Origin of the sequence: Streptomyces sp. NPDC001941, from assembly GCF_040296945.1 — a bacterium.
GTDB lineage: Bacteria > Actinomycetota > Actinomycetes > Streptomycetales > Streptomycetaceae > Streptomyces.
The window spans coordinates 1-12354 of record NZ_JBEOYE010000032.1 but is presented as its reverse complement, the minus strand read 5'-3'; the positions used below and the strand labels follow the sequence as shown (position 1 = coordinate 12354).

Genomic DNA, 12354 nt, shown 5'->3' with positions numbered 1-12354 from the left:
GCTTGGAGCCTTTGCAGGAATTCTAGACTTGGACACTGTGGAGCCACGACCAAAGCATGGCGGGGCGTGTTGTGCCGCGTCATCGCAGCACGACTGCCTCGAGTGCCTCTATGACAGGCCCGGCCACTGCAGGTTGTGCCAGGTAGAGGGCGGCACCGTGGACCGACAAGCCATCCGAATCCACACGGGTGCTGGCGGGCTTCACGGTGGACTCGTTCGCCGCCACGATCTTCTCGAGATGGGGATAGCCCGCAACGAGGTCATCGCGGTCCCAGAAGTTCAGCCACGCGCCGACCCCATGAGGAGTGTGCAAGGGTTGAGGGTGGATCTGTGGACGCACAGCACCGCGAAGGCCGATGGGGGATCCCATCGTCACGAAGAGGGGAACGGGTCCAGCGTGTTCGTGCAGCGCTTCGAAGGCCACCACCGTGCCGAGCGAGTGGGCGATGACGATCGTAGGCTCCGTGGGATGCAATTCCTGGAGGACGCGTGCGCGAATGCGCTGATCGATGGTGGCGCCGGTGATGTCCGTTTCACCGCGCTCTAGATAGCGCCGTACTTGATCAAGGGTGCCCACCATGAGCGCCGTGGTCAGTCTCTTACCGATGAACCTCACCCCGGGCAAGCCCAGGAGCGTGGTCACCGCGTTCCCGACACGTCGCCCGACATCTCCGATGCCTTGAGGTTCGCCCTCCGGAATGAGCTGCTTCCTGGTCTGCTGGAGCAGCCGTGCTTCGTCAAGGTCATCCGCCTGCGGAAGCCGCTCGTCCACAGCGTCGAGCACCAGTGCGGCCAGTGTCGTACGTTGGCTCGGACTGGGCTCTCCAGGGTGAGAGGAGTTCCCGGCCGGTGGGCTGAAGAGATCGCCGTAGTAGGCAAAGCGGACGTCGGCTGCTGCCTTGAGGACCTGGTCAACACGCGATCTGTGCCCGGCGCGCTCCGCCCCCTGGGCGAGAGCTGTGAGCCATTCCTGCAGCTGGACTTGGGCATCTTGCTCCCTGCCGATGCCGTGCACGAATACCAGACGCGGCTTCATCCATGTCCCCCGGAGACCCGTGATATCACCCAAGTGCGGTACTGGGTGGGACGTGAGGATATCAGTGGGATGTGTGGTAGAAGCAGGGTCGGGGCCATTCGATGGTTCGCAAATGGCCCCCGAACCACGGTTGGTGGCAGGTGCGAATGCCCGGTTACGCGTCCTTCTGCTCGGACTCCGCGCGCTTCTCCTTCAGGCGGACGGTCTCCTTACGGACCTCCGCCTGCGTCTCGCGCTCCTTGCGGAGCCACTCCGGGTTCTCCGCCTTCAGCGCCTCGATCTGGTCCGACGTGAGCGCCTCGGTCACCCCGCCGCGCGCCAGGCCGGAGATCGAGACGCCGAGCTTCGACGCGACGACCGGACGCGGGTGCGGGCCGTTGGCGCGCAGGTCGCGCAGCCACTGCGGCGGATCGGTCTGCAGCGCGTTCAGCTCCGCGCGCGAGACCACGCCCTCCTGGAACTCGGCGGGGGTGGCCTCGAGGTACACACCCAGCTTCTTCGCCGCCGTGGCGGGCTTCATCGTCTGGGTGCTCTGGTGCGACTTCATGACACCAAGGGTATCGAGCGCGTGCGCGACCGCTGACCACGCCGGGTAACCTGGCGGGGTGACAGGCTCGGCAGACACCCCTTCGTTCAGGCTCGCGTACGTACCGGGCGTGACCCCCGGCAAATGGGTGAAGACCTGGAACGAGCGCCTGCCCGACATCCCCCTGGCCCTCGTCCCGGTCACCGCCGACGAGGCCCCCGCCACCCTGCGTGACCTCGGGGCCGACGCGGGATTCGTGCGCCTGCCCGTCGACCGTACGGAACTCAGCGCCATCCCCCTCTACACCGAGGCCAGCGTCGTGGTCCTGCCCAAGGACCACCTCTTCGCCGCCGCGGAGGAGGTCACCCCCGAGGACCTCGCCGACGAGATCGTGCTCCACCCCCTCGACGACACCCTCGACTGGGAGCGGCCGCCCGGTCGCCCCGCCGTAGAGCGCCCCGCCACCACCGCCGACGCGATCGAGCTCGTCGCCGCGGGCGTCGGCCTCCTCGTCGTCCCCATGTCGCTCGCCCGGCTCCACCACCGCCGCGACCTCACGTACCGCATCGTCACGGGCACCCCGCAGTCGCAGGTGGCCCTGTCCTGGCGCACCGAGGAGACCACCCCGGACCTGGTCGAGGACTTCATCGGCATCGTCCGCGGCCGCACCGTCAACAGCTCCCGGGGCCGCCGCGCCGACCAGGACGAGAAGGCGGCCGGCAAGGGCGAGAAGAGCGACAAGGGTGGCAGGGGCGCCAAGCCCTCCGGGGGCAAGCCCAAGGGCCAGGGCGGCCGGCAGCAGGGCGGTGCCCGCAAGGCGGCCGCCGCCAAGCCCCGGCGCACCGGCGGCGGCAGCGGAAAGCCCCGCCGCCGCTCCTGACCCGCGCTCCTGACCACGGCCGACGGCTCAGCGCGGCCACTTCTCCGGCGTCGGGCTCGTGACCACCGAGCACACCGCGGGCTTCCCCGGCGCCGGGGAGACGCCCTCGGCGACCGTACGCACCCCGTCCAGCACCACCCGGCACGTCGCCGTCGCCCCCGGCGCCGGAGTCACCACCACCCGGGCCGTCTCGCCGACCCGCAGCTGCACGACCTCCTTCCACGGCAGCGCCACCGCGCCCGCGCGCCGCTCCAGCGTCCGGTCCTCCGTGCGGTCCGGCGAGAGCGCGTACGTCACCTGCGTCGCCCTCGCGCCCCCGGCACCGCCGCCCTTCACCCCCGCCTCGTACGTGATCTCCCAGGCCGCGCCCGTCTTCTTCTTCAGCCAGTCGATGTTGTTCAGGGCCAGGTACAGTCCGCCCGCGCCCGCCACCACCAGCACGAAGGCGGCGATGACGAACGACAGGCAGCAGGTGCGGCCGGTGCTGCGCGGGCGGGGGTGGCTCTGGCTCACGGCGGTCCTCGAAGCGGTGCGGAGGCTGGTGGGGGACATACGCGTCAGCCCGGTCCGAAACACCCGATCCGTCGCGTTTCCCCCACGCTAGGCCCGCCCCGGCCGCCGCCAGAGGGCCCGTCGGCCGATCTCCGCGTCGTCCTCAGGTCGTACGCACCCGTGCCCGCCGCGACCCCAGACGTACGGGAACCCCCGGCGCCGGAACCCCAGGCGTACGGAACCCTCGGCGCCGCACCGCCCGCCCGGCCGGGCGCCCCTCAGCCCGCCAGCAGCTCCGCGTACCGCTCCAGGTCCACGTTCCCGCCGCTCACGATCACGCCCACCCGCTTGCCCCGCAGCTCCGCCGCCCGGGCACGCGCCGCGGCGAACCCCAGGCACCCCGTCGGCTCCACCACCATCTTCATCCGCGACGCGAACAGCCGCATGCACGCGACGAGTTCGGCGTCCGTCGCCGTCGCCACGTCCGTCACCCGCTCCCGGATCACCGGGAACGTGTGCTCGCCCAGGTGCTGCGTCTGCGCACCGTCCGCGATCGTGCGCGGCGCCTCGATGTGCACGATCCGGCCCTCCCGAAGCGACCGCCGCCCGTCGTCACCCGCCTCCGGCTCCACCCCGTACACCGCGCACTCCGGGGACAGCGCCCCCGCCGACAGCAGGCTCCCCGACAACAGCCCGCCCCCGCCCAACGGCACGAACAGCACGTCGAGTTCACCCACCTCCTCGAACAGCTCCTTCGCCGCCGTCCCCTGACCCGCCATCACATCCGGGTGGTCGTACGGCGGTACGAGCGTCAGCCCCCGCGTCCGCGCCAGCTCCCGCCCGATCTCCTCACGGTCCTGCGCGTACCGGTCGTAGGGCACGACCTCCGCGCCGTACCCCTTCGTCGCCGCCAGCTTCGCGGCCGGGGCGTCCAGCGGCATCACGATCGTCGCCGGGATCCCCAGCACCCGCGCCGCCAGCGCGACGGCCTGCGCGTGGTTGCCCGACGAGTACGCCACCACCCCCGCCCGCCGCTGCTCCGCCGAGAACCGCGACAGCGCGTTGAACGCCCCGCGGAACTTGAACGCCCCCATCCGCTGAAGGTTCTCGCACTTGAAGAAGAACGACGCCCCGAGCTCCTCGTCCGTCATCCGCGACGTCACCACCGGCGTACGGTGCGCCTGCCCCGCCACCCGCGCGTGCGCCAGCACCACGTCCTCGTACGTCGGCGACCCGGCCGCCGTGGCCCCATCAGTACCGGCCTGCGTCATTCCGCACTCCTCCGCGCACACGGGGAGTCACCGGTCCACCGGCAACCCCATCGGCTCCTTCACCCTCTTCATGATGATCTGCGAATTCACCTCGGTGACGCCCGCCAGCGCCGTCAGACGCTCGATCCACAGCCGCTCGTACGCCTTGAGGTCCGCCACCGCGATCCGCAGCAGGCACCCCGGACTGCCGAACAGCCGGTACGCCTCGATCACGTCCGGGATCTCCTGCAGCGCCTCCTCGAACGCCTCCACCGTCCCCCGGTCCCGCCGCACCTCGATCGACACCAGCACCTCGAAGCCCCGGCCCACCGCCTCCGGATTCACCACCGCCCGGTAGCCCTGGATCACCCCGTCGGCCTCCAGCTGCCGCACCCGGCGCATGCACGGCGACGCGCTCAGACCCACCCGCTGCGCCAGCTCCTGGTTCGTCAGCCGCCCGTCGCGCTGCAGCTCGCGCAAGATATCCCTGTCGATCTGGTCCATGGCGCAATTATCCACTCAGCCTGAAACAAAGCCCGAACATGTTGGCAAGCACATTGCGCGCCCATCGACCTATCGTTGCGAGAGGGGCAAGCGCACGCCCGTGCGACCCGCGTCGCACGAGCAGCACCACGAGCAGCACGAGGGGTCACGACCATGGCAGCAATACGCGAACGGCGCATCGTCGTCATCAGCACCGGCGGCACCATCGCCAGCCGCTGGCAGGGCAACGGCTACGCCGCCGACGCCTCCGGCCGCGACGTCCTCGCCACCGCCGCCCTCCCCGAAGGCCTCACCACCGAGGTCGTCGACCTGTTCAACGTCAACAGCCCCCGCCTCACCACCGCCCAGCAGCTCACCCTGCTGCGCCGCGTCCACGACGTCCTCGCCGACCCCACCGTCGACGGCATCGTCGTCACCCACGGCACCGACACCCTCGAGGAGACCGCGCTCCTCCTCGACCTCTACCACCGCGACCAGCGGCCCGTCGTCCTCACCGGCGCCCAGCGGCCGCTCGGCGCCACCGACGGCGACGGCCCCGGCAACCTGTACGACGCCCTCCTCACCGCCGCCACGGTCCGCGGCCTCGGCGTCCTCGTCGTCTTCGACGGCAAGGTGCACGCCGCCCGCGGCACCGTGAAGACCCAGACCCTGGTCGCCGACGCCTTCGCCGACCCCTCGGGCCCCCGCATCGGCGAGGTCGGCTTCGGCAAGGTCGCCGTACGCCACCGCCCCGAACGCCCCCGGCCCCTCGACCTGCCCTACACCACCGCCCGGCTGCCGCGCGTCGACATGGTCATGCACCACGTCGACGCCGACCCGCTGCTGCTTGAGACCGCCGTGCGGGCCGGGGCCCAGGGCATCGTCCTGGTCGCCACGGGCGCGGGGAACGCCACGCCGGAGTTCGTCGGCGCCGTCGCCGACGCGGTGCGCCAGGGCGTCCTGGTCGCCCTGACCACGCGCGTCCCTTCGGGCCCGGTCACGGAGATCTACACGCACGGCGGCGCGGTCGACCTGGTCGCCGCGGGCGCCGTCCCGACGGGCACCCTGCGCGCGGGCCAGGCGCGCATCGCGGTACTCGCCGCGCTCCTGGACCAGACCGACCCCCAGGCCCGCACGACCGCACTCCGCCACACCCTGGGCCAGCCGGCCGACGAGGTCCAGGCGTTGGCTGCTACGGCGTGAGGGGTGGGGCGGGGCGAGACGGGGCTATGACAGGCGTCAGCCGTCAGCCGTCAGGTGACAGTCGCCAGCCGCCAGATGACAGATGACAGACTGCCAATGACAGCCGACATCTGACAGCTGACAGCGGCCCGTGTGACCGATGGCAGCGGGCAGATATCAGCTGTCAGATAACAGCTGACGGCTGACAAAACCCCAAGCTTCGTCAGCCGTCACCTGGTATCTGTCAGCCGTCAGCCGTCAGCCGTCAGCCGTCAGCCGTCAGCCGTCAGCCGTCAGCCGTCAGCCGTCAGCCGTCAGCCGTCAGCCGTCAGCCGTCAGTGGCGATCGGCCAGTCCGTCAGCACCCCAGCACGTACTCATAAGCCCGCCGCGCCGAGAACTCCCCCTGCCCGCCCGGGAACACCAGCCCCGCACCGCCGAACGCCGGGTCCTGCGCCGTCGCCGACACGTACGGGATCGCGATGCACCGCATCCCCGCCGCGTGCGCGGCCGCCGCGCCCGGAGCCGCGTCCTCCAGCACCACGCACCGAGCCGGATCCGCCCCCAGCCTGCGCGCCGCCTCCAGGAACACGTCCGGCTCCGGCTTGCCGCGCTCGACCTCCTCCGCCGACACGACTGTCGTCAGGTACGCGTCGAGCCCCGTCCCGCCCAGCACCGCGTCGATCGCAGCCCGCGACGAGCCGGACGCCACGGCCATCGGCACGCCGTTGCCGTGCAGCAGCTCCACGAAGGCGCGCATCTCGGGGAAGACCTCGGTGGAGGAGCGGGCCAGGTCCAGGTACGTGCGGTTCTTGGCCGCGAGCAGTTCGTCGATCGGGGCCTCGATCCCGTACTCCCGCTTCAGGATCTCCAGCGTCTCGCGCGTGCCGATGCCGATGAACTCGCTGTGGTGCTCCCAGGTGAAGTCCGCGACGCCGTGCGCGGCGAGCAGCCGGCGGCCGGCCTCGTAGTAGTTGGGCTCGCTGTCCACGAGCGTGCCGTCTAGGTCGAAGATCACCGAAGTGGGCGCAGTGCTGCTCATGATCCCCAGCATGCCCCACCGCGGTCGCCGCCCCGGAGGGCCTTTCGGCCCGAGCGGTTCGGCGGCGTACCCGGATCCTGCCGACCCCGCCCCCGTCCGGCCCGCCCTCACCCCCACCCGTCCGACCCGCTCCCGCACACCCGGCCCGCCCCGGTCTCACCGCCCGCCGCGGGCCGCCCGTCCCGCTGCCGCCCGGCCCACCGACTCCACCAGGGGCAGCAGCCGGTGCGGGACGCGTTCGCGCAGGGCCATCTCCGTCCGCGTACGTACCACCCCCGGCAGCTGGATCAGCCGCTGGATGACGTCCTCCAGGTGTCCGTTGTCCCGCGCCACCACCCGGGTGAGCAGGTCGCCGCCGCCCGTGATCGAGAACGCCTCCACGATCTCCGGGACCTCCGCCAGCGCGTCCCCGACCTCGTCCAGGTGCCCCTGGGTGACCTCGATGTGGACGAAGGCCAGCACCGGGTGGCCCAGCGCGGCGGGGGAGAGGGACGGGCCCGTTCCGGTGATCACGCCCTCCCTCTCCAGGCGGTCCAGGCGCGCCTGGAGGGTGCCGCGCGCGATGCCGAGTACGCGCGCGTACTCGCGCACGCTCGTGCGCGGCTGCTCGATCAGCAGCCGCAGGATGCGGGTGTCCAGTACGTCGACGACATCGACCGGCATGGTCCGTTGGCCTCCTCCTGGCACTGCGTGCCACGTCATGACTGTACCAATGGCTCATCCAGAGACAGCTCGCTTGAGCCAGTGGGCGGTCGAATGTTTTGCTTTCCGAGTAAATGGCGCTGCGAAGCGCCGGTGGGGCGACGCTGCCGCACCGGATACCCGCGGCGCCTTTGCCGTGTTCGGGGACTGTGTGACGGCGGTGTGTACCGGCGGCGTCGGATCCCGGACGGTGAACACCCTGATCAGCCAGATCAGCCAGATCAGCCAGATCAGCCAGATCAGCCAGAACAACTAGAGCACCCAGAACATCCAGAACAGCGAGTACGGCAGAGGGGGCGGGACGACCGTCGTGAAGAACGTGGTGACCGGGTCCGTGGTGAACAGCACCGAGGGCGCGCCGGGCGTGAACAGCCCCCAGGGCATACGCGGCGTCCCCGACGCCGTCCCCACCCCCACCCCCGGCCGCATGTCCCCCACACTCGGTACGCCCGGTACGCTCCGCCCGGTCCATGCGCTCCGCACCGGCGTCCGCCGCATGTTCAACGCCCCCGACCCCGGGCGCGTCCGCCTGCGCGTCTCGCTGCGTGCCGTCCTCGGCATCGCCCTCGCCGTCACCGCCGCCGAGCTCTGCGGTCTCTCCCTCACCGCCTCCATCACCGGCGGCCTCGCCGCGCTGCTCGCCCTGTTCACCGTCGGCGACCCCACCGTCCGCGGCCAGGCCGGCACCACCGCCCTGCTGCCCGTGGTCGGCTTCCCCGTCCTCGCGCTGGCGACGCTGCTGCACGACCTGACGCTGCTGCGCGACCTGTGCTGGCTCGCGGTGGTGTTCGCCGGGGTGTACGCGCGCCGCTGGGGGCCGCGCGGGCACGCGCTGGGGATCTTCGCGTTCATGATGTTCTTCGTCACCCAGTTCCTGCACGCGGTGCCGGGGCAGCTGCCCGAGCTGTACGGGGCGGTGGCCCTGGCGCTCGCCGCGGCCTCGGCCGTGCGCTTCGGCGTGTGGTGCGTGGAGCGCCGCCTGCCCGTGCCGGTGCTGCCCGCGCCGCTGCCCGGCCTGGGCCTGGCCCGGCCGACGACCCGCCAGGCGTTCCAGGCGACCTTCGCCTGCGCCTTCGCGCTCACGCTGGGCCAGCTGCTCTCCCACGACCGCTGGTACTGGGCCGTCGGCACCGCCTGGTGGATCTTCGTGAACACCGCGTCGCGCGGCGAGACCCTGGTGCGTGGCTTCCGCCGGGTGCTGGGCACCGTGGCGGGCATCGCGGCCGGGCTGCTGATCGCCCTGCCGATCGCGGGCGCCCCGGCGCCGACCGCCGCGCTGGTCGCCATCTGCGTCTTCGGGATCTTCTACACGGCGGCGCCGTCGTACAGCTGGATGATGTTCTTCGTGACCGTCATGGCCGGGCTGCTGTACGGACTGCTCGGCGTGCTGCACCCGGGGCTGCTCCTGCTGCGCTTCGAGGAGACGGCCGTCGGCGCGCTCGGCGCGGCCCTCGGCGTCGCCCTGGTCCTCCCCGTCACCACCCACGGCGCCACCAACGCCTGGATCGAGCGGGCCCTGGCCTGCGTCCACGGCTGCACCGCGGCCGCCGCCCGCCGCCTGGGCGGCGACGACGGCGCCGACCCGGCCCCGCTCGCGGCGGAGCTGGAGCTGCTGCTCGGCCGGGTACGGATCGCGCTGGCCCCGCTGGTGCACCCGCTGAGCCCGCTGCGCGCCCGCAAGGCCCGCGCCCGCCAGGTGCTCGCCCTGCTCGACGACTGCGCCCGCGAGGTGCGCGGCCTGGCCGTCGTGGCCGCCGACCCCGACGCCTCGCACGACGCCCGGCTCGCCGCCGCGTGCCGGCGCGTGGAGGCCGCCGTGCACGCCCTGGTGCCGCCGGACGCCGCGCCCGCCCTCCGGGACGCGGTCGGCGCTCCCGCGCACCACCCGGGGGCCGAGGCCGCGCTGCACCACCTGCACGGTCTGGAGCGCGCGCTCGCGGACCTGGCCGCGCCGCTGCGCTCCTCCCCGAGCGCCCCTCTCGTAGCCGCCTGAACAGGCGGGTGGACGACCGCTGGAACACCGCTGACCTGCGCCGTCGACGACCGGCACGTGTCCGGGGCACGTGCATACGGCACGTACAGGGTGGATCACCGCGCGCGGTGGGTATGCCGGGCCGCATCGAACGGTCCGTCTGACTCACGCTGGGGTGTGCGATGCGGGAGAACCTACAGGGATGTCCACATGCGGCGGCCCGCGTTCCGGCCGCCCTCCCGCGCCTCGCGGAGGACCCGCATGGGGCATCGGACGTAGCCGACCTGGTCGCACGCGCCGAGGAGTTCCTGCTCCTGCACCACCGCGAGGAGCCGGGTGCGCAGGGTCCCGCCGCACGCCTGGAAGCGGTACGTGAAGAAATCGCGCGCACCGGCACGTACCGCCACACCCACGAGGAACTCGTCTTCGGCGCACGCGTCGCCTGGCGCAACAGCAACCGCTGCATAGGCCGCCTGTACTGGCACTCCCTGCGGGTGCGCGACCGCCGCGCGGTACGGGACGCCGCCGGCGTCGCCCGGGAGAGCGCCGAGCACCTCCGGCTGGCCACCAACGGCGGCCGCATCCGCCCGCTCATCACCGTCTTCGCCCCCGACGCCCCCGGCCGCCCCGGCCCGAGGATCTGGAACGAACAGCTGGTGCGGTACGCCGGTCACGTACGGCCCGACGGGCGCATCAAGGGCGACCCGCGCGGCGCCGGGCTCGCCACCCTGGCCCGCTCGCTGGGCTGGCCCGGCGGCGACGGCACGCCCTTCGACGTGCTGCCGCTGGTGGTCCAGGCGGCGGGGGAGGGGCCGCGCTGGTTCCCGCTGCCGCCCGACGCGGTCCTCGAAGTCCCCATACGCCACTCCGAGCACGACTGGGACGACCTCGCGCTGCGCTGGCACGCGGTGCCCGCCATCGCGAACATGTGCCTGGAGGTCGGCGGGATCTGCTACCCCGCCGCGCCCTTCAACGGCTGGTACATGGGCACCGAGATCGGCGCCCGCAACCTCGCCGACGCCGACCGCTACGACCTGCTCCCGCTGGTCGCCGAACGCCTCGGCCTGGACACCTCCACCGACCGCTCCCTGTGGAAGGACCGGGCCCTGGTCGAGCTGAACCGGGCCGTCCTGGACTCCTTCGACCGCGCGGGCGTCACCGTCAGCGACCACCACACCGAGTCCCGCCGCTTCCTCGCCCACCTGGCCCGCGAGGACCGCAGGGGCCGCCGGGTGGGCGCCGACTGGGCGTGGATCGTGCCGCCGATCTCCGGCTCGGCGACCCCGGTCTTCCACCGCACGTACGACGACACGCCGTCCAGCCCCGCGTACGTGCACCACCCGGAGGCCTCGGCCAGGGCGCGCGGGGAAACGCTTCTGCGGCAGGTCGTCCCGGTCCCCGCCCCCGCGGTCCCGCCCGCCCCCACGAGCCCGCCCGTGCCCGTCCCCGTGCGCGCCTCGCGCCGCCTGGGCCAGCTCGACTTCGCCGTGCCCTCCGACTTGGTCTAGACCTCCTGCTACCGTCGGCGCGACACATCGCGCACGCCCGCGCCGACGGCGGTCGCGAACGGTTCGGAGAGGGGACAGCGCAGTGAGCACCAGCGCAGGGAACGGCGGCAGCACGGACGGCACCGCGAGCAGCGGGGGCACGGCCCGCGGAAGGGCCTTCATCGGTTCCTTCACCTCCGCCGGAGGCTGCGGCGTCACCGCCGCCACCGTCGACCCGGCCACCGGAGCCCTCACCGCCACCGGCACCAGCGACGCCGTCCCCGACCCCTCCTACCTGGCCCTCTCGCCCGACGGCGACGTGCTGTACGCCGTCTCCGAGACCGACGAGGGCGCCGTCGCGGCCTTCGACGTACGCGACCCCCGGCCGCGCCCCCTCGGCGCGCCCGCCCCCGTGCACGGCCGGGCCCCCACCCACCTGGCACTCGCCCACGGCCACGCCGTCACCGCCAACTACACCTCCGGCAGCGTCACCGCCGTACCCCTCGGCCCCGACGGGACCCCCGGCCCGCACACCGGGCTGCTCCACCACGAGGGCTCCGGGCCCGTCACCGAACGCCAGGCCGGCCCGCACGCCCACCAGGTGCTGCCCGACCCCAGCGGCCGCTGGCTCCTCAGCGTCGACCTGGGCACCGACTCCGTCTTCGTCGCCCGCCTCGACCCGGCCACCGGCGCCCTCACCGCGCACGGCGAGACGCCGCTGCGCCCCGGCACGGGCCCCCGCCACCTGGCGTTCCACCCGGCGGGCACGCACGCGTACGTCCTGGGCGAACTCGAACCCGTCCTCACCACCTGCCGCTGGGACGCGGAGGCGGGCGTCCTCGAACCGCTCGGCGAGACGCGCGTACTGCCCGCCGGAACCGAGGGGCCCGACTACCCCTCCGAGGTCGTCGTCTCCCGCGACGGACGCTTCGTGTGGGCCGCCGTGCGCGGCGACGACTCGATCGCGGTGCTCTCCCTGGACGCGGGCCGCGAGAAGGCCGAGCTGGTCACCACCGTGCCGTGCGGCGGCCACTGGCCGCGCGACCTGGCCCTGGACCCGTCCGGGCGGCGCCTGTACGCGGCCAACGAGCGCTCCGGCGACGTCACCTGGTTCGACATCGACCCGGACACCGGCGTACCCGCCCGCGCGGGCTCGATCGAGGCGCCCGCGGCGTCCTGCGTGGTCTTCGGCTGACCCGAGGTTTCGGGCATCCGCCCGGGGCCGGGAGACCGTACGGGGTGGGGCCCGCGCCCGCGGGGGGGGCGGGGGCCCCCCCCGCGGCGGGGGGCCCCCCCCCCCCGG

14 protein-coding genes are annotated in these 12354 nt (G+C 73.0%); 6 read left to right on the top strand and 8 right to left on the bottom strand.

The features are described 5' to 3' along the window. Positions 1-79: 79 nt before the first annotated feature. A complete protein-coding gene (locus ABT160_RS21865) occupies positions 80-1036 on the bottom strand; it encodes an RBBP9/YdeN family alpha/beta hydrolase (protein WP_351649384.1) in 957 nt (318 codons plus the stop codon). Between the two features lie 154 nt (positions 1037-1190). Continuing rightward, entirely contained in the window at positions 1191-1583 is a 393-nt protein-coding gene (locus ABT160_RS21860) for a DUF5997 family protein (protein WP_351649383.1), read from the bottom strand. Positions 1584-1641: 58 nt separating this feature from the next. Between ABT160_RS21860 and ABT160_RS21855 the strand changes: the two genes are divergently transcribed. Then, positions 1642-2442: a LysR family substrate-binding domain-containing protein gene (locus ABT160_RS21855; RefSeq protein ID WP_351649382.1), complete on the top strand. Its 801-nt coding sequence runs from the start codon at positions 1642-1644 to the stop codon at positions 2440-2442. A 27-nt stretch (positions 2443-2469) separates the two neighbouring features. Here the strand turns inward: ABT160_RS21855 and ABT160_RS21850 are convergent, their stop codons facing one another. The 3 genes from ABT160_RS21850 to ABT160_RS21840 all read right to left on the bottom strand — a co-directional run bounded on the left by ABT160_RS21850 (position 2470) and on the right by ABT160_RS21840 (position 4688). Then, the gene (locus tag ABT160_RS21850) at positions 2470-2955 is read right to left on the bottom strand and encodes a hypothetical protein (protein WP_351649381.1); all 486 of its coding nucleotides are present in this window, start codon (positions 2953-2955) and stop codon (positions 2470-2472) included. A 257-nt stretch (positions 2956-3212) separates the two neighbouring features. Continuing rightward, complete coding sequence (locus ABT160_RS21845; protein WP_351649380.1) at positions 3213-4205, bottom strand: threo-3-hydroxy-L-aspartate ammonia-lyase; 993 nt, start codon at positions 4203-4205, stop codon at positions 3213-3215. A gap of 27 nt (positions 4206-4232) precedes the next feature. After that, positions 4233-4688, bottom strand: coding sequence for an Lrp/AsnC family transcriptional regulator (locus tag ABT160_RS21840; RefSeq protein ID WP_351649379.1), 456 nt, complete (start codon positions 4686-4688; stop codon positions 4233-4235). A gap of 153 nt (positions 4689-4841) precedes the next feature. Between ABT160_RS21840 and ABT160_RS21835 the strand changes: the two genes are divergently transcribed. Further along, positions 4842-5870: an asparaginase gene (locus tag ABT160_RS21835; RefSeq protein ID WP_351649378.1), complete on the top strand. Its 1029-nt coding sequence runs from the start codon at positions 4842-4844 to the stop codon at positions 5868-5870. Between the two features lie 336 nt (positions 5871-6206). Here the strand turns inward: ABT160_RS21835 and ABT160_RS21830 are convergent, their stop codons facing one another. Then, positions 6207-6890, bottom strand: coding sequence for an HAD family hydrolase (locus tag ABT160_RS21830; RefSeq protein ID WP_351649377.1), 684 nt, complete (start codon positions 6888-6890; stop codon positions 6207-6209). A 156-nt stretch (positions 6891-7046) separates the two neighbouring features. Then, positions 7047-7553 carry an Lrp/AsnC family transcriptional regulator gene (locus ABT160_RS21825; RefSeq protein ID WP_351649376.1) on the bottom strand — a complete coding sequence of 169 codons (507 nt, stop codon included), beginning with the start codon at positions 7551-7553 and terminating at the stop codon, positions 7047-7049. A 73-nt stretch (positions 7554-7626) separates the two neighbouring features. On the opposite strand from ABT160_RS21825, the gene ABT160_RS21820 reads away from it, so the two are divergent. Beyond that, positions 7627-7848, top strand: coding sequence for a hypothetical protein (locus tag ABT160_RS21820; RefSeq protein ID WP_351649375.1), 222 nt, complete (start codon positions 7627-7629; stop codon positions 7846-7848). On the opposite strand, the gene ABT160_RS21815 is transcribed toward ABT160_RS21820, so the two are convergent. Continuing rightward, positions 7845-7976: a hypothetical protein gene (locus ABT160_RS21815; protein ID WP_351649374.1), complete on the bottom strand. Its 132-nt coding sequence runs from the start codon at positions 7974-7976 to the stop codon at positions 7845-7847. The genes ABT160_RS21820 and ABT160_RS21815 overlap by 4 nt on opposite strands. A 112-nt stretch (positions 7977-8088) precedes the next feature. On the opposite strand from ABT160_RS21815, the gene ABT160_RS21810 reads away from it, so the two are divergent. From ABT160_RS21810 to ABT160_RS21800, 3 genes are all read left to right on the top strand, one after another. Next, positions 8089-9585, top strand: a complete 1497-nt coding sequence (locus ABT160_RS21810; protein WP_351649461.1) for an FUSC family protein — start codon at positions 8089-8091, stop codon at positions 9583-9585. A gap of 161 nt (positions 9586-9746) precedes the next feature. Beyond that, the gene (locus ABT160_RS21805; RefSeq protein ID WP_351649373.1) at positions 9747-11072 is read left to right on the top strand and encodes a nitric oxide synthase oxygenase; all 1326 of its coding nucleotides are present in this window, start codon (positions 9747-9749) and stop codon (positions 11070-11072) included. Positions 11073-11154: 82 nt separating this feature from the next. Beyond that, on the top strand, positions 11155-12246 hold the full coding sequence (locus ABT160_RS21800) for a lactonase family protein (RefSeq protein WP_502984280.1): 1092 nt from the start codon (positions 11155-11157) through the stop codon (positions 12244-12246). The last annotated feature ends 108 nt before the right edge of the window (positions 12247-12354 follow it).